The sequence below is a fragment of the Roseovarius spongiae genome, from assembly GCF_003651245.1.
GTDB classification, from domain to species: Bacteria; Pseudomonadota; Alphaproteobacteria; order Rhodobacterales; family Rhodobacteraceae; genus Roseovarius; species Roseovarius spongiae.
In genome coordinates this window covers 219,077-244,013 of the sequence record NZ_RAPE01000004.1, presented here as the reverse complement: position 1 = coordinate 244,013, position 24,937 = coordinate 219,077, and the positions used below count along the sequence as shown (strand labels likewise).

13 protein-coding genes are annotated in these 24,937 nt (G+C 63.0%); 10 read left to right on the top strand and 3 right to left on the bottom strand.

Features of this window, described 5'->3' with window-relative positions:
* Window positions 1-92 precede the first annotated feature (92 nt).
* Complete coding sequence (locus tag D6850_RS14685; protein ID WP_121168293.1) at window positions 93-5,393, bottom strand: AAA domain-containing protein; 5,301 nt, start codon at window positions 5,391-5,393, stop codon at window positions 93-95.
* A gap of 285 nt (window positions 5,394-5,678) precedes the next feature.
* On the opposite strand from D6850_RS14685, the gene htpX reads away from it, so the two are divergent.
* The 5 genes from htpX to D6850_RS14655 all read left to right on the top strand — a co-directional run bounded on the left by htpX (window position 5,679) and on the right by D6850_RS14655 (window position 16,094).
* Complete coding sequence (gene htpX, locus D6850_RS14680; protein ID WP_121168291.1) at window positions 5,679-6,596, top strand: zinc metalloprotease HtpX; 918 nt, start codon at window positions 5,679-5,681, stop codon at window positions 6,594-6,596.
* A 188-nt stretch (window positions 6,597-6,784) separates the two neighbouring features.
* Window positions 6,785-9,793 carry a BPTD_3080 family restriction endonuclease gene (locus D6850_RS14675; RefSeq protein ID WP_166434082.1) on the top strand — a complete coding sequence of 1,003 codons (3,009 nt, stop codon included), beginning with the start codon at window positions 6,785-6,787 and terminating at the stop codon, window positions 9,791-9,793.
* A gap of 127 nt (window positions 9,794-9,920) precedes the next feature.
* Window positions 9,921-10,838, top strand: coding sequence for a hypothetical protein (locus D6850_RS14670; RefSeq protein ID WP_121168289.1), 918 nt, complete (start codon window positions 9,921-9,923; stop codon window positions 10,836-10,838).
* Window positions 10,838-13,693, top strand: coding sequence for a site-specific DNA-methyltransferase (locus D6850_RS14665; protein WP_121168287.1), 2,856 nt, complete (start codon window positions 10,838-10,840; stop codon window positions 13,691-13,693). The genes D6850_RS14670 and D6850_RS14665 overlap by 1 nt, the downstream gene beginning before the upstream one ends.
* 400 nt (window positions 13,694-14,093) lie before the next feature.
* On the top strand, window positions 14,094-16,094 hold the full coding sequence (locus D6850_RS14655) for a 3'-5' exonuclease (protein WP_121168283.1): 2,001 nt from the start codon (window positions 14,094-14,096) through the stop codon (window positions 16,092-16,094).
* Window positions 16,095-16,344: 250 nt separating this feature from the next.
* On the opposite strand, the gene D6850_RS14650 is transcribed toward D6850_RS14655, so the two are convergent.
* Both D6850_RS14650 and D6850_RS14645 read right to left on the bottom strand, forming a co-directional pair.
* The gene (locus D6850_RS14650; protein ID WP_121168281.1) at window positions 16,345-16,950 is read right to left on the bottom strand and encodes a hypothetical protein; all 606 of its coding nucleotides are present in this window, start codon (window positions 16,948-16,950) and stop codon (window positions 16,345-16,347) included.
* A 121-nt stretch (window positions 16,951-17,071) separates the two neighbouring features.
* A complete protein-coding gene (locus D6850_RS14645; RefSeq protein ID WP_166434081.1) occupies window positions 17,072-19,240 on the bottom strand; it encodes a DEAD/DEAH box helicase family protein in 2,169 nt (722 codons plus the stop codon).
* 214 nt (window positions 19,241-19,454) lie between these two features.
* On the opposite strand from D6850_RS14645, the gene D6850_RS14640 reads away from it, so the two are divergent.
* The 5 genes from D6850_RS14640 (at window position 19,455) to D6850_RS14620 (ending at window position 24,640) form a co-directional block, all read left to right on the top strand.
* Window positions 19,455-19,823, top strand: a complete 369-nt coding sequence (locus tag D6850_RS14640) for a helix-turn-helix domain-containing protein (protein WP_121168277.1) — start codon at window positions 19,455-19,457, stop codon at window positions 19,821-19,823.
* Window positions 19,824-20,019: 196 nt separating this feature from the next.
* A complete protein-coding gene (locus D6850_RS14635; protein ID WP_245964202.1) occupies window positions 20,020-22,014 on the top strand; it encodes a site-specific integrase in 1,995 nt (664 codons plus the stop codon).
* Between the two features lies 1 nt (window position 22,015).
* Complete coding sequence (locus D6850_RS14630) at window positions 22,016-23,404, top strand: hypothetical protein (RefSeq protein WP_121168275.1); 1,389 nt, start codon at window positions 22,016-22,018, stop codon at window positions 23,402-23,404.
* Between the two features lie 267 nt (window positions 23,405-23,671).
* Complete coding sequence (locus D6850_RS14625) at window positions 23,672-24,127, top strand: hypothetical protein (RefSeq protein ID WP_147438910.1); 456 nt, start codon at window positions 23,672-23,674, stop codon at window positions 24,125-24,127.
* Between the two features lie 72 nt (window positions 24,128-24,199).
* A complete protein-coding gene (locus D6850_RS14620) occupies window positions 24,200-24,640 on the top strand; it encodes a hypothetical protein (protein ID WP_121168271.1) in 441 nt (146 codons plus the stop codon).
* Window positions 24,641-24,937 lie beyond the last annotated feature (297 nt).

Genomic DNA, 24,937 nt, shown 5'->3' with positions numbered 1-24,937 from the left:
TCGAATCCGGCGGTGTGCCCCAAGTTGTGCCGTAACCGGTGCACGCAGTCAACGCTCGATCAAGATGGATTGGGCGAGCGGACGGAGCCCACTTAGCTGATGGCGAGAATTCGAACCTCCTGTAGGTAGGCGCCGGTTTTGTATTCGACCTCTTCGCCCACCTCCGCTTCGAGGAGGGCCTGGGCGAGCGGCGTGTGAATCCCGATCATCCCATGGGCCGCGTTGTGCCCGTCCTCGACAATAGTGACCTCAAGCTTGCCGCCGCCGTTGCCAAGCTTTTCCAGTCGGACTGTGCTGCCCGCACGCACCGGGCCAGGACCCGCGTCGCCCTCGGCGGCGGACAGGGCGAACATGTCATCGCCCTTCAAGACGCCGGTCGCGGGCTTCCGGTCGTCGTCGGGAGAGGCTGGGGCCAAGACGCTAAAAAGGTCGTCTTCGAGCGGCAAACGCTGCTGCTGGTCGGCGCGCCTCAATGGGCCCGCGCCAGTGCGGCGTGCGGCCGTCTTCGCATTCTTCGGAGGCACCCCGGGCTCCTCGTCTACCGAGGGCCGGACGTGATCGGAATGGCCTGCATCGGACTCCTCCGCGGGATCGGCCATGTCTTCGCGCGCCGTGGCCGGGAAAGTTTTCGTGCCGGCGCTATCTGGCGATACCTCCCTGTCGTGATCGGCCGGTGCCTCGAGGGCGGCCGCGCCCTGGGTGCCTGCATCTTCGCCCGAACCGGTCGTCCCGACCTCGACGTCCTCGGTGTTGTCCGGGGTCGATCCGACGGTCTCCCAGGGATCGACTACGATGGTCTCGGTGAAGCGTTCGTCCACGGCCTCGGAGCCGATCGGTTCGATACCGAGGCGGTCCAGCGTCTCGATGAGGCTGTCCCACCAGAACTCCCGGTTCGATTTCCACTGGCTTCCGAAGACGCGCCAGAAGACCCAGCCCGCGCGTTCCAGCGCGGCCTGGCGGGCCATGTCGCGGTCCCAGACATCGGGCCCGTGATACTGGTCACCGTCGAGCTCGATCGCCAGGCGCCGGTCCTCGGTGCCTTCGACCACGAGGTCGATCCGGAAGCCGCCGGCGGGGACCTGCGGCTGCACCCGGTAGCCGGCATCCATCAGGCGCTGGAGGACCTCGCGTTCAAAGCCGCTATCGCAGCGGTCCATCAGGTTCGCTGTTTCCTTGCCGGTCGCCGCCCGGCCCTCGGGCATCGGGTCGGCGAAGTGCTGAAGGATATGCGCCTTGATGTCGGTGGGCTTGAGATCCTCGAGGCTGACCGAGCGCACCAGATAGAGACGGTCCTTCGCCCGGCTCATGGCGACGTTGATACGTTGCTGGTCGGCCTTGCTGGTCTGGGCAGTGGCGTGGCCGGGGGTCGCGACCATCGACAGGAAGACAATGGAGCGTTCCTGGCCCTGCATGGTGCGCGCATCGCCGTAGATGATCCGGCGCTTCTCGATCTGCTCGGGTCCGATCCGCTCGTCTTCAACGAGCATTCGGCCAATCCGCTCGGCCTGTTCATTGCCGATCAGCGAGATCACCCCGATGTCGCGCCCCTCGTGGGCAGGGTCCTCGATAAGCCCCGCGATCTCGTCGACGATCCAGCGCGCCTCGGAGGCATTGATCTTGCCGTGGCGCGTGGCGCCCGCGATGTAGACGTCCGCCAGCGGCGGGTCGAAGCGCTCGGAAGCCTTGGGCACGCGAAGCGGCACGAGGGCGTTGTTGTAGAAGCGCGTCGAGAACTGGATGATCGGAGCGACGCAGCGGAAGTGCTCGCGCAGCATGACATGACTGTCGGGATGCATCCGCTTGGTCATCTCGAAGATCGAGGTGTTCTGGTCGATCAGGCCCGACATCGGTAGCGTGTCGATGAACTCGGCCCGCAGCGCGTTGATCTTCTGGTCCGGGATGCCGACGCTCGAGGGACTCACCTGCTCCTCGTCGCCCACCACCAGGATTTTCTTGCCGCGCGCCAGTGCCGCGAGCGCGGTGATGTCGCTCTGTGAGGCCTCGTCGAGGATCACGAGGTCAAAGTCGCCGAACTTGGCCGGCAGCTGCTCAGGAATCCTATATTCCGGCATGATCCAGACCGGGGCGGCGGGTGACGCCTTCCGTGCGGCCTCCTGGGCGGCCCGAATGAAGCGGGGGGCGCGCTTGCCCTTGCCCGTGCCGATTTTGGAGACGGCCTGGGTGAAGGCTTCCATGGCGGTGCGGATCGAGGGGGTCATGCGATCCTTGAGACCCAGGAGGGTACGCGTGCGGATTAGGTCCTCGAAATGCTTTCGCCGCTGCGCTATGGCTTCGGACTTGATGCGCCGGTGGTCGTCTCCATTGCCGAGAGCCACAATGCAGTCGAGCCGGGCCTTGGCTTCGGCCCAAGCCCAGGAGGCCCTCCAGGTGTCGGGGATCAACTCGCCGGCCGCCTCCGGGCGTTCCTCGAGTCGCTCTACCCACTCGGGAGCGCCGGCGGTGCGCAGGGCATCGAGATCGGCACCGAGGGCCTTGAGCCGGGGCGCGACCTCGGAGAGGCGTGTAAGCTCGCGGGTGATGGCGCCGCGCTCCTTGACCACATCTGTGGGGTCCGTGCCTTCTTGTCCGAGCGCATTGGCGAGGCTGCCGATGGCAGCGAGGATCGGGAGCGAGCTCGAGCCGGCAATCTGGCGCAGGCGCTCTAACGCCTCCGGAGCGACGTAGTCGTCCGGAAGGTTGCCGCGGATCGCGAAGATCGCATCGCTGCAATCGAGGTGCGTCTTGATCGCCTCGCTATCGAGCCCATAGGGAAAGAGCGCTTCGAGGGCGTCGATGACGGGCTTGAGCCGAGTGGCGATATCGAGGGCGGCCTCCAGTTCCGTTTGCCTGTCTTTCAGGTGTTGGGCGATCTCCCAAGGGCGGCTCGGCAGCGCTGGCATGATCTGCTCCGAGACGAAGGGCCGGAGCGTGTCGGCGATCTTCACGCTGGCCTGCTGGAGCCGGCAGGCCTCGAGGACGGCCTGCCAGTCGCTGGTGCCGGACGGGTCCTTCCCGTTCACGCGGACCGAGGCAGTTGCGGACTTGAGCGCCCCATTGAAGAGGCCGAAGCCGACAGGCTTCTGCCCCGATGCGCCGCGCGTCGCGGCCTGCATGAAGTCTTCTTCGCCGCAGGCGCCGATCTCGAATCGGACTGTCGTGATCTGGTCGAGGACGCGCTGCTTGCTGAGAAAACTGTGGGTTGCCTCGATCGCGGAGCGATTGATCGCGCCGTCGTCGCGCAGCGCGCGCACGGCGAGGCCGCGGACATTGGCGTCCGCGATCGCGATCATGTCGGACAGGGCGAGGAGCTCGCGGAGGACCTTTCGCGCCTGGCTCTCGGCGCCCGCGCTGTCGAGGGCCATCGGCGGGGCGCTGCTGTAATCGACGACCTCGCGGCGCGACCAAGCGAGCGCGGCGTCGTGGGCCGCGACCAGCTCGGCCGTTCCGGGGAGGGCGTCCGCGGCAGGAAGGTCCGCGCCTGCATAGAGGGTGTCGGCGGCAAGCGCGGGCATCGCGGTCGCGAGACGTCCGAGGGTTTCGTCGAGCTGCGCCGGGGGCGGTTTGGAGGGGCGGTCGGTAAACCAGCCGTGCGCCTCCTCGCCCGCGGCCAGGATGTCGACCAAGTCCATCGGCGTGTGCTGGGCGCCGTCCCAGGTCATCTGGGCGAGGTTCGCGCGGGCGATCTCAGCGAGGGCGGCATCCGCCTCCTCGGCGGTCTCGTCGCAGGCGACGATCATTACCTCGAGTCGGTGCATCTGGTCCTCGGCGTCCTGCTCGTTGAGCGTGACAACCTCGCGGGAGAGCTCGGAGACCGCGTCCTGGAGCTGCTGCGCGCTGTCCCGGTCGGTGCCGACGGAGGCGATGACGAGGGGTTGGAGCGCGGGCGGGAGTTTTTCCCGCACGGCGGCAATGGCCTCGGGAGTGCGGGCGGTCACCAGCACGCGGTTTCCCGTTGCCATCTGGTGGCTGATAATGTTGGCGATGGTGTGGCTCTTGCCGGTTCCGGGCGGGCCAGAAACGCCGACGACGTGCACCTTGGCGTCATCGATCATGTCGGAGATCTTGCCCTGCTCCTCGTTGTAGGGGAGCGGAAAGAAATGAACCCTGCGGCCGTTCTCGCCTTTGTCGGCCTTCCGAGTGCTGCCCGCGCCGGGGACCCGGCCCATGCTCGCGCCGCCCGTGGCGGAGGGCTCGGGCGGCGTCTTGTTGGCACCGATGACGGCGGTATTGAGGCCGAAACTCGAGGTTGTGCTCTTGGGCTCGTCGGGCGGCGTCGTGGCGTATCTGCGGATCGAGGCTGGAACCGTCGCGGTCTCGTCGTCGATCTGCTTGCGCAGGGCGGCCAGGTCCTGAGCACGCGCCTCGATCGAGCGCGGCCGGCCGAAGATCGCCCAGCTCGAGGTGACCCTCAGGTCCTTGCCGATGCTTTCGAGCGAGGCGCCCTCGTCCAGCTGCGCGCGCGTGACATGAACGGCGCTCGGGGCCAGGTTGCTGGTGGCCGTGTCGAGCAGGGGCTCCCAGAGGGTTGTGAAGGGAGAGAACTCCTCCTCCCCCACCAGGATCTGGCTCAGTCGCTCCTGGAGGTCACGCTGGAGCTTCGGAGAGCCATCGACATCGACCTCGAGGTAGGGCTTCAGCGAAAGCTGCGGCGGCAGCTCCCGCGGACGGATGGAGATGGCGCCGCCATCCTCCAGCTCGATATCGATTAGCTGTTCGATGATCGGCATGTCGATTTTCTCGGAGCCTGTCTCCCAGCGGCCGATCCCGATGCCCCAAACGATCTCCGGGGGGGTGCCCTCCGAGGTGTGGATGGCCGAGTGGATTTTGAACAGGTCGTTGTAGAAGGCGATGGCGCGCCGCACGGGTTTCTCGGCATGCGCCCAGTCCGCCCAATCGCCGCGCGTGTAGCGCTCGAAGTCGCGGCGCATCTCGGGGCAGTTCTCGGCGTGGAGGATGACCCTTACACGGTTTTCGACCTCAATGCCGTCCTCGACGATGACATGGACATCCTCGGGAGAAAGGAGCCCCGCTTCCTCGAGGTCGGAAGCATCCTCGATCGTGACATCGATCTGGATTGCGGGCTTCAGCTTGGGCAGTTTCGAGGGATCGGACGGGATGGCGGCGAAGAAGCGCGCTACGTAATCGACCGCCTCCGGTGGGCGGGTTTCCGGCTGCCTGTCGATTCGCAGCCAAGCGCCGTCGTCGCAGTGCAGGTGAACGCCCGGCAGGTGGTCGACGTCTCCCTCGTGGAAGACCCCCAGCCCGGCCTGCATCGACATCTGGACCTTGGTGCGTGCGGTCAGAACGCCCTGGGCAAATCCCAGCAGGCCGGAAAGGTTCTTGCGCTCGCCATGCGAAGAATTGTCAGATGCGGGTGGGTTCACAGTCGTCATTTCTGGCTCATCGGCGCCGATTTGATGTGAGCCTTTCTCCGACAGAAATGGTGCTGCAGTCAATTGGCGAGCGATGTGCCGGATATAATTCCAGTATGCCGTTGGAGTTTACCTCGCGATATGGGGGGCGGCGAAACCTGCTGACGCGGCGGGCTTGAGCGGCAATTCAGGCCCGGACTGCGGAAAGATTGCTTCGCCAGTGCTTGCAGCCATCATGCTTGCACGGATCGGAAGCCGCCCCATATTTCGATCACGGTGTTACTGCGAGGTTCGTTAAGAGGCACGATGGGCTATGTGAAGACAGCGATGCTGATGGCGGCAATGACCGCGCTTTTCATGGGTGTGGGCTATCTGATCGGGGGATCGGGTGGGGCGCTCATTGCGCTGGTCGTTGCGGCCGGAATGAATGTGTTTACATGGTGGAACTCGGACCGCATGGTCCTGCGGATGCACAACGCCGAGCCGCTGCCCCCGGGCGATCGTCTCGGCCTGCACGCCTTGACCGCCGAACTTGCGCGCAACGCGGGCCTGCCCGCGCCGAAGGTCTACCTGATCGACACGCCGCAGCCCAATGCCTTTGCTACCGGGCGCAATCCGGCCAACGCGGCCGTGGCGGTGACATCCGGCCTGATCCGCAACCTGACGCGCGAGGAACTGGCCGGCGTGATTGCCCACGAACTGGCACATATCCGCAACCACGACACCGCGATCATGACCGTGACCGCGACCTTCGCGGGCGCCATCTCGATGCTGGCCAATTTCGCGCTGTTCTTCGGCGGATCGCGTGAGCGGTTGGGGCTGATCGGCACGCTCGCGATGATGATCCTCGCCCCGCTGGCGGCGGCGCTGGTGCAGATGGCGATCAGCCGGACCCGGGAATATGCCGCCGACAAGGCGGGTGCCGAGATCTGCGGCCAGCCGCTCTGGCTCGCGTCGGCGCTCGAAAAGATCGCCATGGGCGCGGCCCGGATCGACAACCACGCGGCCGAACGCAACCCGGCGACGGCGCATATGTTCATCATCAACCCGCTGCACGCGCACAAGCACGACAATCTCTTCGCGACCCATCCCGCGACCGAGAACCGCGTGGCGGCGCTGCGCGCGATGGCGGGCCAAGGAGGAACGACATTAACACCTGCCGCCCGGCCCGGGTGGAACGATCGCGCAACCCGCCCACGCGGGCAACGCGGACCCTGGGGCTGAAAGCGCCTCTCTTGCGACCGACAGGTTACGGTGACCTGCCCGCGGCGACCGGGCAGGGTGGAACGAACAATTTCCTGACAGCCACAGCAGCCATCGCATATTCTGCATGATGATTGCCCGCCGCGGGAGGCATTGCTTCGCTCCTTTGCCTTTGCTTTAGTGCCATCAAACAAATCCGGGGCAGAGAAATGACCTTTTTCGAGCAGCCAATCCTGAACTCTCCCTATTTTATTCCAGAGCGGCACTGGGAATTGGATGGTGACGGTCGTCCTACCGATACGGTAATTCCCAAGAGGCGAAGATCCGATCTCATTTCTGCAATGCCGAAGGCCAGGAGCGTGAAGGGCGGCAAGCAGGCGGAAATGGAGTTGAGCGCGGCCGGGCTGACGGGCCAGGACATGGCCTACAACGTGACCGAATTCGTCAACGAGATGCGCAGCCAGGTCGATGCCTGGCGGCAACTCCCGAACCCGAACGACTGGCAGGTCTCTCCGATAACGCAGCGTCTGCTGCAACATTGGCGCGCCATTCAGAAGGACGAGACGCAGGTCATCCGCCCGTTCTTCTGCCAGCTCGAAGCGGTCGAAACCGCGATCTGGATGACCGAAGTTGCGCCGAAGATGGGGGAGCGGGGCCGTCGGGTGCGCCGCAGGCTGGAGGCTGCGAACGCCGAGGCGAACCCGGACCTCTTCCGGGTGGCGATGAAGCTGGCGACGGGTGCCGGCAAGACCACCGTCATGGCCATGCTGATCGCCTGGCAGACGCTCAATTCCGTGCGCAGTCCCAATTCCAAAACCTTCTCGCGGGGGTTCTTGATCGTGACTCCCGGCATTACGATTCGCGATCGTCTGCGGGTTCTCATGCCCAATGATGCCGACAGCTACTATCAGAAACTTAACCTCGTCCCGGGCGACCTGATGCCGGACATGCAGCGCGCGAAGATTGTCCTGACCAATTATCATGCCTTCAAGCTGCGCGAGCGGGTGCAACTCGCGAAGGGGACGCGCTCGGCGCTTGAGGGGCATGGCGAGGCGCTGACCACGCTGGAGAGCGAAGGCCAGATGCTCCAGCGGGTCATGCCGGAACTCATGGGGCTGGGCCGGATCAACGTGATCAATGACGAGGCGCATCACTGCTACCGCGAACGCCCGAATGCCGATGCACCAAAGCTGACCGGCGATGCACGCAAGGAAGCGGAGGAGAACGCCGAGGCCGCGCGACTTTGGATCTCGGGGATTGAGGCCGCGAAGCGCAAGCTGGGGGTGCAGATTGTCTATGATCTCTCGGCCACGCCGTTTTTCCTGTCCGGGTCGGGCTGGGTCGAGGGCACGCTCTTTCCCTGGGTGATCTCCGATTTTTCGCTGATGGACGCGATCGAATGCGGGATCGTCAAGCTGCCGCGGGTGCCGGTGGCCGACAATCTGCCGGGTGAGCCCGAGCCGCTCTATCGAAAGCTGTGGGAGGCGATCGGAAAGAAGATGCCGAAGAAATCCCGCGGCGCGAAACCCGATCCGCAAAGCCTGCCGATCCCGCTGAAAACCGCAATTGATGCGCTCTACGGCCATTACGAAAAGACCTTCAAGCTTTGGGAGGCCGAGGGCGTCGGCATCCCGCCGGTCTTCATCGTGGTTTGCAACAACACCACCAATTCCGAGCTTCTGCGCGACTACATCGCCGGATACGAGCGCGAGAATGCCGATGGGACCATCGAAACCATCAAGGGTAAATGCGATCTCTTCGCCAATTTCTCGTCTGACGGCGACCGTCTGCCACGGCCACGCACCGTCCTGATCGACAGCGCCACGCTGGAGGCCGGCGGCGACGTGGACAAGGCCTTCCGCGATGCCCATGCCGAAGAGATCGAGGCCTTCCGCCGCGAGCAGGCCGAGCGGAACAGGGCCGACGACCTGAGCGACGCCGACATCCTGCGCGAGGTGATGAACACCGTGGGCAAAAAGGGCCGCTTGGGCGAGCAGGTGCGCTGCGTCGTGTCGGTCTCGATGCTGACTGAAGGCTGGGATGCCAATAACGTCACGCATATCCTGGGCCTGCGGGCGTTCGGCACGCAACTGATCTGCGAGCAGGTGATCGGTCGTGCGCTGCGCCGGCTGTCTTACGATGCCGATCCCGACACCGGCCTGTTTCGCACCGAATATGCCGATATCATGGGTATCGACGGGCTGAATTTTTCGGGCCAGCCCACAATCGCGCCACCGCAGCCGCCGCGCGATGTCATCAATGTGCGCGCCGTCTCGCCCGAGCGCGATCATCTGGAGATCACCTTCCCGCGGGTCACCGGCTATGTCGCTGACCTGCCTTCGGACAGCCTCGATGTCGATTTCTCGGGCATGGAGCGCTACGTGCTGACCCCCGAGAAGACCTCTGCTGCCGAAGTCACCATGCAAGGCATCGTCGGCGAAAGCGAAAAGCTGACGCTCGATTACCTGCGCACCACCCGGCAATCGACCATCGCCTATCATGTCGCCAAGCACATGGTGTTCGAGAAACTCCGCGATGCGAACCAGCGCCCGCGCATGCACCTGATCCCGGCGGCCAAGCGCATCGTCAACCAATGGCTCTCGGAAGGCCACCTGCAGTGCACTGGCGGCACCGTGCCCGCGCAACTCCTTTACCGCGAGATTGCCGATGAAGTCTGCGACCTGATCTTCGGCGCGCTCATCGACAAGCCCGGCGGCGACAGCGTGCTGCGCGCGGTGCTCGATCCCTACAACCCCACCGGCTCCACCCTCGGGGTCAATTTCAACACATCCAAGGCAACGCGATACCAACCGCGCCCCGACAAATCCCACCTAAATTGGATCATCACCGACAGCGATTGGGAGGACAAGCTGGCTGCCAGCATCGAGGATCATCCCGCCGTGCTCAGCTATGCCAAGAACCACAACCTCGGGCTTGAGGTGCCATACTTGGTGGAAGGCGAACCGCGCCACTATCGCCCGGATTTCCTGATCCGGCTCGATGCCTCCGAACCCACCACCCTGGTGATCGAGGTCAAGGGCTACCGCGGCCACGACGCCATGCTCAAGGCTGAAACCATGCGCGCCAAATGGATCCCCGCCGTCAACCGGCTGGGCACTTACGGGCGCTGGGGCTTCGCCGAACTGCGCGAGGTGCATGAGTTCGGCCCCGCGCTGGATGCGGCTATCGATGAGATGCTCGGGAGGGTGCCGGCATGAAACGCGAACCAACCACCCTGGAATTACTGGCACTGATGTTTCAATGCCTTATCGCGGCCTTTTGGGTTGCCGTTTCGGCCATTCCGCCGATCTTCATACTTTGGCTGATCTGGTGAAAGAGGCTGACATGACCGACATTCGCTTTGGCCGTTTGCAGGACCTCCCGCTGCGTGAGGCATGGAAACACGAGGCACTCGAATTCACCCCTTGGCTCGCCGAGAATATCGATCATTTGTCCGAGGCCATCGGCATCCCGCTGGAACTCACCGGCACAGAGGTCGCGGTCGAAACCTTCTCCGCCGACATCCTCGCGCGCAACCCGATGGATGACAGCGTCGTGCTAATCGAAAACCAGTTGGAGACGACCGACCACACCCATCTCGGCCAGATCATGACCTATCTCGCCGGGCTCGAGGCGCAAACCGTCATCTGGCTCGCGCCGTCGTTCCGTGAACCGCACCTATCCGCCATCCGCTGGCTCAACGAACACACTGCCGATGGCTTTTCCTTTTTCGCGATAAAGGCCCGTGTTGTGCGCATCGGAGACAGCCCCTATGCGCCGATATTCGAGGTCGTGGAGAAACCCAATGACTGGGATCGCAAACTCATCGCCCAGAAACGCACCGTGGTCGGCGGCACGTCGGAACTCGGCGACATGCGCGAGGCTTATTGGGCCGAATACGTTGCCCGTCATCCAGACACCCGTGTGCCGGCAAAACGCGGCAGTTGGATTTCCTTCTCGCCGGACAAGGCGCCGGACATCAAGGTCGTGCTCTGGATCGGCCAGAAGGCTGCCGGGATATTTGTCCGCGGACATTCCGGTCTGACGACAGACGCGTTCCGCGAGTGGATCCTGCCCCGCATCCCAAAACTGGAAGAGCGCCTTGGCATCACCAATCAAAGCGGCGAGGGCACTGAATTGGGGCAGCGATTCGAGGCGAGTGTTGCCGATCCATCCACATGGCCCGCGGCGCAGGATTGGCAGGAACGCATGCTCGAACTCTACATTTCCGCTCTGAATTGCATCGCCGAGGATACGCTCTGATGACCGACCAAAAGACTCCCATCGACCCGATCACCCACGACGACGAACGCCTCAACATCCCGACGCCCGAACTGGCGCCGATGATGGACCCGGACGATGCGCGCCCGATCAAGGTGGCCTACGCGACCCGCAACCCCGATCTCGACCCGCAGCTGATCTGGCGCGGCAAAAATATCGACCAGGCGGCGCTCACCGTCGACGCGCCGCCGATCTACCTGCAGGAACAGGTGCATCCGAAGGCGATCATCGAGGATCTGCGCGCCGGAGGGCAGCGGAACGGGCAGGGGGCGGGCGTCGATCTCTTCGATCATTTCGGGCTGACCGACGATGACCGCGAGGCCGAGATCGAGTTCTACCGCCACCACCGCAAATGGTCGAACCGGATGATCCTGGGCGACGGGTTGCAGGTGATGGCATCACTGGCCGAGCGTGAGGGGCTGAAAGGCCAGGTGCAGGCGATCTATATCGACCCGCCCTATGGCATCAAGTTCAACTCCAACTTCCAGTGGTCCACCACCTCGCGCGATGTGAAGGACGGCAAGCTGGAGCATCTGACCCGCGAGCCCGAGCAGGTGAAGGCCTTCCGCGACACCTGGCGCGATGGCATCCATTCCTACCTGCAATACCTGCGCGACCGGCTGGTGGTGGCGCGGGAACTGCTGACTGAGAGCGGCTCCTGTTTCGTCCAGATCGGAGACGAGAACGTCCACCGGGTGCGCGCGCTCATGGATGAGGTGTTTGGGGAGGAGAATTTTATCGTTCAAATCGACTTCGTCACTACGACAAGTCAAACTTCCAAGTTTGTTTCGGGGATCGCGGACCACGTGCTTTGGTTTGCGAAGGACAAGGAAAATGCAAAGTTTCGCGAGCTGAAACTTGAAAAAGATCGCAATAAGCAAGAAGCATCTTCCTTCGCGATGTATGAAGACGACTTTGTAATCGCGCGGAAGCCAAGCTCCAAGAAAGCGAAACTTTTGGTATTTGGTGATCTCACATCTCGCTCCGGCGGTGACTCGTCGCGAATGGAGTTCTCCGCGTGGGGGCAAAAATTCCGTCCGAAATCAGGTGGTTGGAAGACTTCACTGATCGGCTTGACACGCGCATATAAATCAAACCGGCTTGGCTTGCGCGGGCAAAACGCATTTTATAAGCGCTATTTCGAAGATTGGCCTTTTTCGCCGATGTCGAACATTTGGATGGATACCCAATCAGGCGGTCTTGGCGTCTCTTCACGAGTTTATGTAGTTCAGACAAATGTAAAAGTTATTGAGCGGTGCATTCAAATGACCACCGACCCCGGCGACCTCGTGCTCGATCCCACCTGCGGCTCCGGCACCACCGCCCATGTCGCCGAGCAATGGGGCCGGCGCTGGATCACCATCGACACCTCTCGCGTGGCCCTCGCCCTGGCCCGCGCGCGGATCATGGGCGCGAAATACCCCTGGTATCTGCTCAAGGACAGCGACGCCGGGCAAAGGAAAGAGGCCGAGGTCACCCGATCTGCCCCTGCGACAGCGGCCACCTATAACGACATCCGCCACGGCTTTGTCTATCAGCGCGTGCCGCACATCACCCTGAAGAGCATCGCCAACAACACCGAGATCGACGAGATCTGGGCCGACAAGCAACCCGCCGTCGACGCCGCCCGCACGGCCCTCAACACCGCGCTCAACGGCCACCCCACGCCCTTCACGGTCGAGACCGGCGGGCGCAAGGCCGATGACATCGACTTTACCGCAAGTGGCGAGGTCGACCTGCCCAGCGGAGAAACCGCCCCCGCAAACGGCTTCATGGAATGGGAAATCCCGCGCGAGGCCCCCGAAGACTGGTCCGATGCCGCAAAGACCGCGCTGGCCGATTTCTGGACCGCCCGCATCGCCCGGCAAACCGAAATCGACGCCTCCATCGCCGCCAAGGCCGATCACGAATTCCTCTATGACAAACCCTATGAGGACAAAAAACGCCTCCGCGTCGCCGGGCCCTTCACGGTCGAAAGCCTCTCGCCCCACCGCACCCAGGCGGTCAACGAACACGGCGAGATCATCGAGGATCACGACGCCGCCACCGGCAAACGCGCCCCAGGCGCGCAAGAGGCCGACAACTACCGCACCGCGATCCTCGAAAACCTCTCCAAGGCGGGCATCCAGCAAGCCGACAAGGCCGACAAGATCACCTTCACCTCGCTCACCGCCTGGCCCGGTGAATGGCTCGCCGCCGAGGGGCGGTATCTGGAAGGGGATACGGAACGCAAGGCTGGCATCCTGATCGGCCCCGAATACGGCACCCTGCAACGCGCCGACCTGATGGCCGCCGCGCGCGAGGCGGTGGATGCAGGCTTCGACCTGCTGATCACCTGCGCCTTCAACTACGACGCCCACACGGCAGAGACCCGCAAGCTGGGCCGCCTGCCGATCCTGCAAGCCCGGATGAACCCCGACCTGCACATGGCCGGCGACCTGAAATCCGGTGGCGGCAACCTGTTCGTGGTGTTCGGCGAGCCGGATATCGTGGTTCGGGAGGAGGGCGACCGCCTGCGCATCGAGTTGCTCGGCGTCGACATCTTCAAACCCGCGACGGGCGAGGTCGTGTCAAGCGAACCCGACGACATCGCCTGCTGGTTCATCGACACCGACTACAACGAGGAATCCTTCTTCGTGCGCCACGCCTATTTCCCCGGCGCCGAGATCCCCTATAAGCAGCTCAAGACGACGCTGAAAGGGGAAGTGGACGAGGAAGCATGGGAAAGCCTCAAACGCACAGTCTCGCGCCCCTTCGCAAAGCCCAAATCAGGCCGCATTGCCGTCAAGGTTATCAACCATCTGGGGGATGAGGTGATGAAAGTCTTGGGGGTGTAGGTGTGTCTAAGAAGGGTGATTACAACGGTGGTTCAACTATTATCCGACCCGGAACCTCTTGGTTCGGAAGTGACGACGAGAAGGATCTCAATAGCGATGAAAGCCAGAACGTTAGATTTGAAGCATATATGCGAGCAGTTCGCGAAGGGCGGGAGATACCAAGTACTCTTCACCAAGAATTCGGACGGCAAGAAGTCGATTCAGACCCGTCCAATGAGACGAGATACTTCCGTGCTTCGAGACTTTCGCCTGAGCAAGAAGCTTCAGCAAAAGCTCGAAGAAAAGCCGAGAAAGTTAGAGGTTTAGAATTAAGGAACAATGCCCAATCAGAATGGGTCGCAACTTTCAAAGTTGAGCGGAGAAAAAAGCGGAAATTTAAGCTCAGTAACGCAAAGATAAAATGACCCACCGCATCGCCGATACCTTCTACGACGCGCTGGAAAAGCTCCACCCTCAGGAACAGAAGGCAGTGAAACAATCCGCCTTCGATTTCCAGATGGACCCGAGCCTGCCCGGCTTCTCCATGCACCGGGTCGATCGCGCCCGCGATCCGAACTTCTGGACCGCGCGGGTCAATCGCGACATCCGCATGGTGATCCACAAGGCCAAGGGCGACACGTTGCTCGCCTGGGTGGGCCATCACGACGCCGCCTACCGCTGGGCCGAAACCCGGCGGATCGAGAGCCACCCCCGCACCGGCGCCGTCCAGATCGTCGAAGCGCGCGAGACCGTCGAGGATGTCGTCATCCAGCGGATCGTCGAGGAAGCCGTCCGCCTGCCGCGCCTCTTCGCCGATGAAACCAACGATACGCTGTTGTCCTGGGGCGTGCCCGAGGACTGGCTCGACACCGTGCGTGATGCCACCGAGGACACGGTGGTGGATATCGCGCTGCGGCTGCCCTCCGAGGCTGCCGACGCCATCATGGCCGCTGCCACCGGCGAGCGACCCCAGCCCGCTCCGGTCGTGGCGGCTGGCGAAGACCCCTGGGCGCACCCGGATGCCCTGCGCCGCTTTCGGGTGGTGGAGAATGTCGAAGAGCTCAAGGCCGCGCTGGATGCGCCCTGGGAGAAATGGACGGTCTTCCTCCACCCAGCGCAGCGCGAATTCGTCGAACGCGATTTCAACGGCCCCGCCCGGGTGATCGGCTCGGCCGGCACCGGCAAGACCATCGTGGCGCTACACCGCGCGGTGCGCCTGGCGGCCGATCCAGATGCCCGCGTGCTGCTGACCACCTTCAACCGCCGGCTGGCCGATCTGCTGCGCGCCAAGCTGCCGCTGGTCGCCGGGCACGAGGAACAGGCCCGGATCTTCGTCGAAGACCTGGGCGCGGTGATCCACCGCCTCCATGCCGAACGATTTGGCGGGGTCGAAATCGTCGACGAGGCAACTCTGCGGCGGTTCCTCGAGGAGGCAGCGGCAGAGGCGGGTTTGGCGGTCGACCCTGACTTCCTGTTCGATGAATGGTTGCTGATCGTCGATGCCTGGGACGTGGCGGATGCGGATGCCTATCGCGATCTGCCCCGCCTCGGGCGCAAGACCCGGATGGCCGCGTCCCGCCGCGATGCGCTCTGGGCGGTGTTCGCGCAGGTCCGCGCCCGGCTCGCGCGTGAGGGGCTCGTTACCGAGGCCGGCTGCGCCCATGCACTTCGGCAGGGCGACCCCATGCCATTCACGCATGTGATCGTCGACGAGGCGCAGGATATCTCGGTGGCCGAGTTGATGCTGCTGGGGGCCATGTTCGGCGCGCGGCCCAACGGGTTGTTCTTCGCCGGTGATATCGGCCAGCGGATATTCCGCGCACCATTTCCCTGGTCGGCAGCCGGTGTCGATGTGCGTGGCCGCTCCCGCAGTCTGAAGGTGAACTACCGCACCTCGCATCAGATCCGCAAACGCAGCGACACCTTGCTGCCCGAGACCCTGGTCGAGGCGGACGGCGCCGAGGAGAATCGCCTCGGTGTCACATCCGTTTTCGATGGCCCGGTGCCGACGATCCGGGTTTACGACACCCCCGAATCCGAACGCGAAGAACTTGAGGCCTGGGTAGACACCCTGTTGCACGCCGGAGTGGAACGCGAGGAAATCGCCATTCTCGTTCGGTCGTCGGACCAGATGGCGGCTCTTGATGCAATGAATATTCATGTGATGACCATGCATGATGCCAAGGGCGCCGAATTCCGGGCCGTTGCCGTGCCCCGGCTTGCACATGACGTCATCCCCGACGAGTCGCGGTTGCTCACGGCCCGGGACGAGGCCCATCTCGACGAGATTATGACCACCGAGCGCCATCTCTTGTATGTGGCAGCAACGCGTGCCCGGGATTTCTTGTGGATGTCGGGGGTGGCGCCCGTGTCGGAGTTTCTTTCTGATTTGGCTGACCGGGAACTTGAAAGGGGCCGATGAACCCAGCGTTGCACCGCGGATCGAGAAGAGTGTGTGCTCCACCATGGCACTAATCCTTCTTTACCGCCGCCGGACCGCCACACTGCAAAAATGTGGAGCAGCGAACACCCCTTTCGTAGCCCTGTGCCCCAATTCCCCCTGATTTTCTCATCGTGAGGTAGGCAGATCGTTCACTGGGTCGCATCCATCTGCAAGGCATCGGTGTGTGCCAGGAAATCCCATGCGCCTACGCCGGTGGTCTTCCCCGATATCAGTCGGCTACTTCGGGCCGTTGCTCCAACGTCTCCTTCATTACGGCCAGCATCTGTGAACGAAAATCCTGTTCCTTCTCCAAGTCTGCGATCCGCGCTTTCAAGGCGGCATTCTCGGCCTGCGCCTTCGTCAGCTGTTCCTCTCCCTCAACCTTGGCATGGCCGAGGTCGGCGATCTCCTCCGCCAGATGATCGATCTTGGACAGGAGGTCGCGGATCTGAACGCGCTGATTGCTGAGATCGATATTTTGAGCCGCCACCCTTTTTCCGGCGATCGTCCGAAGACCTTCCAGTTCTTGGCCAAGGTGATGCAGCACCGCCGTCTCGACCATCGCGCCGATCTCCTTCACGGCAGCCCGACTTACTTCGGGCAGCGCCGCGACCTGCCGCTCCCGGCGCTGGTGTTGCCGCTCCTCGAGGAGGCGCTCGACCTCCTTGTCGAGGCTCTGCGCATTGATCCCGCCGGGCACCCCCAGCTGCGCGCACATCGTCTTCTTCACGGTGTCCCCGGTCGGCGCTCCGCCGGCTTGCTCGACCAGTTCGATGCCTTTAAGCACCTGTGCCTCGGTGTATTTCGGGGGACGGCCGGTTCTTTTCTCAGTCATGGATTTTCCTTTGGTTAGTTTCGCAAAGTCTTTGCGAAAGTGGGTTTGTGAAAGCGGCGGTCATGGCCGCTACGAAGAAGATCGGTTCGATCGCCATGAGCGGAAGAAATTTCTTGGTGCGTCACGCGAATTCCGGCGTAAGATCTGGCCACAGGCTTTCGGCCATCGAAAGCGGCGCACCGAGATCGTCGAGAATGATCGCAGGCACGGGCTTGCCCCCAGCAGATCGTCTGAGCAGGAGGGGCGTGATCTGCCAGCCGTTGACTGCTGCGACGCGCTGGCAGAGCGAAACCAGATCCGATGTCGGACGACCCCGCCGGAAACGCTTGGCGCTGGCCTCGGATTGGAAGTCTCGCGGCAGGTCCGCCGCAAGCCCGGACGCCGTTAGCCGGGTTCCGCGCACCGGCCGCTCCATCGTCGCACGCAGGGCTTTCTCTATTCGAACAAATCCCTGCCAATCGGGTTCATGTTCCAGATCCCGCTCGAACGCGGCGAATGTCGACAGGCGCGTGATGGGGAAATTCGGGAGCGGGAGATTGCTCAGGATCACGACCCGCTTGTTGCGGGTCGGAGAAGCGAGCCGAAGCCGGGCGATCGCCTGCAGCGTGGCGCATTCGCGTGACTGGGCGAGGATGGCCTGCGCGCGCGGATCTGGATGCATCCGCAAGGGGGCTTCTCGGAGGGATCCATCGGCCGTGAAAATTTGTGCATCGGCGGCAGGAAGTGGTCCAGAAGCGTGCACTTCGATTGGCAAATCATCCTGCGCGAATACCGCTCGCGCCGATGCCTCGATGTCGGAGATAGCAGGTTGGAGACGGCCGATGACAACGACGGCCGCATACTCGGCGAAATCATTGACACCTTGGGTCCTTGGTCCGAACCAGCGCGGCGCAGCGCCGAGAAGCGGTTGCCTGAGGGTCTCCTCATCGGTGTCAGCCACCGTGTTGCCAACATCCCCGTGCAGCGCCGTGAGAATGGACTTTGTCGCGACGACAAGGACGCCACCACCCGCGGCCCGGTCGACTTCGCGCTTCAGGATCGTGAGCACGGCGGCCCGCCTCTCAGCCCCTTTTATCGGATGCAGCAGCCAGCTGTTCGACAGGGTCAGATCGGAGACCTGGACGATGTCGGCGATCGGTGGCGACTGGATCGAGACGAAGGCCGCAGAGGGAGCGATGCGGTCGGTGATGTCGGGATCGGCATCGGCATCAAGAAGAAGCAGCGGCGCATCGCGCTCGATTTCATCAATGCTGGCGGATTGGATCACATATTTTGAGCCCCCAACCATCGTCAGATCGAGCAATTTCACCCCGACACAGTGACCCGCTTCTTTTTCGGCCAGACGTTCGAGAATTCGTTGCCGCTGGCGCGATGCGATAAAGGATTTCCTGTCGAAGGTCTCTACGCAGAAATTGACTGTTTCCGGGGATTGCCAGGGGCTGATATCGAGATGGCATCGCGCCTGGCCTTCCGCTTGCGAGAGACGCTGCAATTGCCCTGTATCGATCCCTGAGTTCCTCAGGTGGTCGTGAAGCGGCAGGTCGCGTTGCAGCCCATCGACAATTGCCGCTTTGGCCCGCGAGAGGCTGTCATGGAGGGATTCCGGAAAGGGTTCCAGCGGGGCGCGCATGAGATCGTCGATCGCGAGATGCGAAGTGCGAGTAAGGGTCGGCCAGACCTTCTCATCGATGACCCGTAGGACGACCGGGTAGTCGTGGTCGACAGGAGGATCGAGCGCCAGATAGGCATGCGACAGAAAAACGACATGCGGACCCGTTACGTCCTTCTGCGCAAGATAGGGGCATCCCTTGGCGCAGGGTGATTGGACGAATTCGCCATTCGGATCCAGCCCGCGACAGAGCGCCTGCGTCACCGACGGCACGAGCCCGGAGATCTTTCTTGCGATATCGGCCCGCGCGCACATTTTTTCATCATGGTTGTCTGGGCGGAGGGCATCACGCCCCCGCAGGACACGGGCCGGCAACCTGGGCGCGAGGGCGCGGAAGTCGGCATGTGCGCGCTCCGCGAGATCGAGCGTCGGCACGTAGATCAAGACATGGCCCCGGGTCAGAAGTGCATCACCGTAGCGTGCAATGACGCGCAGCGCCGTCGCGGTTTTTCCCAAGCCGGCCGTGACCCGCAGGGCAAGAGCAGCGTCAGGCTGGGCGGTCGCTTCGGCTGCTGCTTTCACCAAGCGATCGATTTCCTCATCGAGCTGGGCTCTCGCCTCGGCTGGTGTCGACCAACGCGGGAGCAGGGCTGCTGCTTTGATTTGTTCTTCGTGCTTCATTGCTGCCTCCATTTCGGAGGACTTGGGCGCAGGCGCTGTCGCGCAAAAACGCACCCGTTCACGACTGCGTGATCGCTGTCGCGCCAGCAAAGGTGCCGGGCACCAATTGTTATTCCTAATTGAGACAGGGCACCTTTGGTCGTGGATTCCCGCATTTCAGGGCCACGCGCGCGGGGACTAATTCCCTCTCAGGAATAACCTGAGGAGGAAAAACATGCTTTCAGTTGAAGATGTTGCCAGTCATTTCGGGCTGAGACCAGACACGATCCGACGCAAGATCCGGAACGGCGACATCAATGCGATCCGGATCGGCAGGGTCTACCGCCTGGCATGGCCGGATGTCTGGGCCTGCGAAGACGGGGCGATGCCCAAGCGCGCGCGGATCCCACGCTATCAGGATGACCTGATCGGGAAAAAGGCTATTGCGGAGGCGCTACAGGTCAGCGTCCGCACTGTCGAGCGGTGGATCGAGGACGGGCTGCCGACGCGCAATGTCTTCGGAGCCGTGCGCTGCAACCCCCATGACGTGACCGACTGGTTGAAGCTCCGGGGGGTCGATCTGCCGCAGGGTTGGTGGGCGTGATGGCTGCTTGCGCGTCGCACAGATGCGACCTGCGCCAATGCGACACGGGCGGGAATGCTTGTGCCGTCGCACACCGGCCCCCAAACATAAATCGGCGTTATGTTCAGGGACGATCCTGCGAAACGCGGGAAAATTGCGACTGGTCGTGCGAAATGGCTCCCCGGGCGCGATCTCCTTAAAGGACTGGTTGAGGTCCATGGCCCGGGCCTTCCGAGCCACCTTCTTTCGTGAAGGCGGCCCGCAGGCCCCGAACCTGGAGATCGAAAAGATGAAACATGACAGAACACTGACCGATGCCACAGCGCTGACATTTCCGGACTTTCTGGAATGGGCAAAAGAATCCGGCGAGGGCCGGTATACGATCTACGAGATCGAGAAGGTCGCCGGGCGGCTCGACCTGACCGACGAGGAGTTGGATCTGATCCCGGCGGATCTCGGTTATTTCGAGCGGGTGGTCGCGGCATCGCCCTATGGCGCGGTGTCGCGGTCGAATGACCTCGAGACAGCTCGCAACCGCGGCAATTCGCGCATCCGCTCCGCTTTGGAGCGGTTTCTCTTGGCACGCGGGCATGTGAGCCCGGACAGCGCCGCCCGCGCAGGCTACAATCAGGCGATCGCTTTCATCGCCGACCACGAGGGCTTCCTTGATCGCGGGGCTCTCTTCACCACCAACACGCACCGGCCGTTTTTGCTGGTGCGGGCGCGGGCCCAGCTTGCTCTGCCGGATCTCGATCAGGAAGAATTCGACCGCCTCTGGCACGACGCGACCCCTGACGGGCGCAAATCGCTGCGGAAATTCGCGCAGCGGATTGCGGAGCTCCGGCGCGGCCACAATCGGTGGCCGGAGCTTGCAAATCTGCTGCCGCGTCAGGATTTCGTCGTTCCGATTGCGACAGACCGGGCTCGACGCATCGAGTGGCAGTCGCTGCCCGCACCCTTCCGCGCCGACGCCGAGGAGATTTTTCGCCAGACCCTGCGCCAGCCCGCCGACCTCAGAAAGTGGGCCAAGGAGCAGTTGGCTCTCGGCCGACCCGCCGTCGAAGTCGATGCAGAGATCGCCGCGCGCGTCGGCAAGAAGAAGCGCACACCCAAGAACATCGACTCCGCGCTTGCCGGCTACCGGCAGGCCACAACCTGGTTGCTCCGCGAAAGCTACTCGCCTGAGTCCGCATTTGCCGGTCTCGGGACCTTGCGAGACCTCTTCACGACCGATGCGCTGGAGGCGGCCTGTGATGCGCAGATCGCCCGAAGCGCGTCGGCCGTAACTCTCAAGAATGCGGACGAAAGTTCGACACTCTGGTCACGTTTCACCAATCTCACCACGATTGCCCGACACGGCCTGCGCGATCCCGAGATCCTCGCTCAGATCAATCTCGTGCGGATGTTCAACGCGGACTACGTGCTGTCGCCGATCGAGATGACCGCCGATGCTGAGACGATCTGCAACCGGTTGCGCAAATCCCCGCATCTCGCGGCGGCTTTTGTCAACGCCCCGGCGCGACTCAGCGCGATCTCGTCCGAGAGACTGGGACCCGCATCAGCCGACTTCGCACGCGAGCGCGCATTACGGCTCTCTGCCTGTGCCGCGGCCTACGCCGTGCAGGTCAGCCGGGCGCTGCGCCCGGCTAACCTGTTCATGACCCGCCGCAAGGCGGTGAAGAAATGCCCGCGCAATCTGACCTGGATCGTCGACGGGGAGCATGCCGAGATCCGGTTTTCCGGTGGCGAGGTCAAGAATGGGGAAACTCTGGTCGTCAACGTGCTCGGAGACGACGCCAAGGTGCTCTGGCAGTGGGACCGGGTCGATCGGCCGAAGCTGATGAAGCTCCGCGGCATCGACACGTCACCCTACCTGTTTCCGGGAACCGCTGCTCCGCGGCTGCGCAAATCCGCGCTGAACCTGCCGTCGGGCTGCATGTCCGTCGCGGCAATCATGGAGCTCTGGGATCTGGGCGACCGGCAGCTCGGGCTTGGCCTGACACCGCATCAGTGCCGTCACGCGCTCGCGACTCTCATGCTGGCTGTCAGGCCCGGCGATTTTGCGAACGTGGCCTCGGTGCTGGCCAATACCGAAAAGGTCGCGCGCCGCCATTACGGCAAAGACAGCGGCGAAGCCGCAGCGGTCGCCGTTCGCGAGTCCCTGCTCGCGCAACATCCCGACATCTTTGCACGCATGAAAAGGAGGACCTGAAATGAGAGCTGATCTCGCGACAATTCTGAAGGACGCGCCGGCGGCCATCCGGCGCGCGATGATCGAGGACGCACCAAACCTCGCGGCCGGTGCGGCGCATGTGATGGGGCGATTTTGGACCGCCGTTCGGGACAGCAGGGGAAATTCTCTCATGCCGGCCGCTGAAGCTTACCGCGCCGCCGCTGCCTCTGAAACGACATTTCGGTGTCTGCTTCGGACTCTCGCAGCATACGCGCCGCATGTGTCCACCGCGCCGGCCAGGATCGTCAGCGACGAATGGTATGCCCGGCGACGCAAACCGGCCGCGAGGGTTGTGTCGAAGGCGGAGACGGCCGTCGGAGAAAATTGGCCGACCGCATGGCGGCGGATGAAGCCCAAATTGGTCGCGTCGCCGATCAGGCCCAGCACGCGGAAGCGCTATCTCGCGAGTATCGACCGGTGCGCCGCCCTCGTCGCAGAGGGCCTCGCTTCGCACAAGCATGGGTTTATCACCGCCTGCGAGCTATCAGAGGCCTTCCTGTTTCATCCCGACAAGGACCGGCGCGTGAAGCCCGTCACGGCCGCGAACTATATCGAGGGGTTGATTGCTCTGGGCGCCAAGAGCGGAGTTGCCGAGGAAAGCCTTTCCGCGATGCAGGTCATCACGCGCGACCTGCGGGATCAGGCCGCGCTCGACGAGAAGAACAAGTATGAAAGGATTTCCGAACTGATGGAACGCGGCGGGTATGCGCATGTAGCCGACAAGATCAGGGAACTCCGGGAACGCGCTCACGACCTGCCGGCCCACAGTGCGGCGCGCCGCCGCTGCATGCAGCAGGCGGTCGTCTGCGCGGTCATTGTCAACAAGCCACCGCGCAAGGGCGATCTCGTTTCCTGGCGGTTCGGGAACCAGATTGTCCGGGATGTCGACGGAACCTGGCGCGCCGAATGGGAGCAGGAGAAGACGGGGGCCAGCACGGAAACTGGCGCGATCTGGCCCGAGATTTGCGAGATTCTGGACGAGTGGATTCTCGATGGCCGCCCTGATCGGCTGGTCCATGTCCGCTACCAGGGACTCGTCGGCCGCAATTGGCTGACGCTTGATGACAGGGAGCCGTATCGCAACCTGCCGACTGAGTTGACCAGGGCTGCGATTGGCGTGCCATCGCATGATTTGAGAACACTCGCTGCAGATTACATGCGGCGTCATAATCCTGCCCACGCGGCAGATGTCATTGCCGCGCATCTTGGGCATGGCACCCGACAAGCTGGTGAGGCCTATCGCGCCGAATGCGAAGGGGCGGCGGCGCAAGCGATCTGGGAAAAAGCGCGGATGACGATTGCGGCGCAGTCTGAAAGGTCAGCTGGCAAGCGGAAGAAGAGAACCCGGGCGGTGAAAAGAAGTCTATGAAATCCGCACGGGATGGATTGGCGCCGCATTCAAGCGTGGTTCTCGGTTGCTGACCCTGTCCGTCGGAGCCGCCAACCTTCGCGAGAATGAGAGAAAGACAAGGCGTGGGAGCATTCCTGTCTGCCGCGCTCGGTCTTGCGAGAGCGCGGCAGACAGAAATGCAGCGCCTGGAAAAAGAAGTAGAAATCCGCTGGCTATTCAACCCTCCGCTGCTACCGGAACGCCAGCGCCCCCCCCCGGAACTCGAAAGGAGGCTCTGCCGGGGACTTGACCGCCACGAACGGCGGCGTGAACAAGAGGCATCCGATGTCCATTCAACCGGCACTATTGCGTATTTCGGGCGGTGAGCGCGCGCTCGAGCTCACCCGGGATTTCTTCGACGAGCACGATGAGGCGATGCTGAACGCCGCCGCGATGTTCGGCGGACCGGCGGCGCATCGCCGCTGCCTCCGGCTCATCGCGGATATTGCGAAGAGTGTCGTGCTGACGAAGTTCGTTAAGCATGAACTGGTCTGGCTCCACAGGTTGTTGATGCTCGATTTTGTCGGCGATCCCGAACGCGAAGAAACCGCGCGCTTCGCGGGGCTGTACATCCTGGATCCCCGCGTCGAGAAGGCCTGTCTCCTCGCAGATCGGCTCTTCGACCTCCTCCTTGCGATTGCCGAAGAGCATCCGGGCTGCGATGTCGTTCAGCGCGAGCTCTTCCATTCGTCCGCAGCATGACCACTCCGCCGGCCGTTTGGCCGGCGTCTTGAAGCCACTGCATTCCGCGATGGCGATACCAGGAGTTTGGTCATGAAGAAGATTTTACACGGGTTGCCTCTCGAGGAACTCTGCGCGCGCACTCTCGAAAGAATCAGCCATGTCGCCGAGACGGCAACATCCGCCGAATTTGCCGGGACGAATGACAATCCGCACGCGATCCGACGCGCCATGAACAGCCTTTCGGAGGACAGGCTGCTTCGACATGACGGGTGCGAGGCACTCGATCTCGTTATCTCGATCCTCGATGGAGAACTCGAGCAAGAAACGCAGGAAGTCGTCCCGGTGTTTCACGGCCGCAACGATCCGGAAGAGGGCGCGATCGGCACCATCGTACATGAGCGGGTTCTGACCCCGCGCGGCAATCAGATCGCCCAATGTCTCGGCAATCTGCGTGTTCTTCGCGAGATGCTGCGGGTGTTGGAGTATCGCCTTGCGGCCGAGCGCATCGTCAACCGGCGCTTCGGTGGATGAATCAAAACATTCGCGCCCCTGCCGAAGCGTACATTGCGCCTCGGCAGGAGCAATTAACAGGAGCCGACGTGCGCTCCAATTCTGCTGCATTCCCCTGCTGCAATGGAACCAGAACTCGGACAGTGGCGTGCAAAAATTGAAAAGGCCCGGCCAAGTATCTGAGAAAGCGCACACGCAGGCTGCCCGGCGGAATTCTCGGGCACCCTGATGAGATTCCGGCGTGCTCACCCGCTGCCTCGTCGCGCAAATTTTCGAGATATCGAACCCTGTGCAAATATCCGGCTGCGCTCGCAGCAA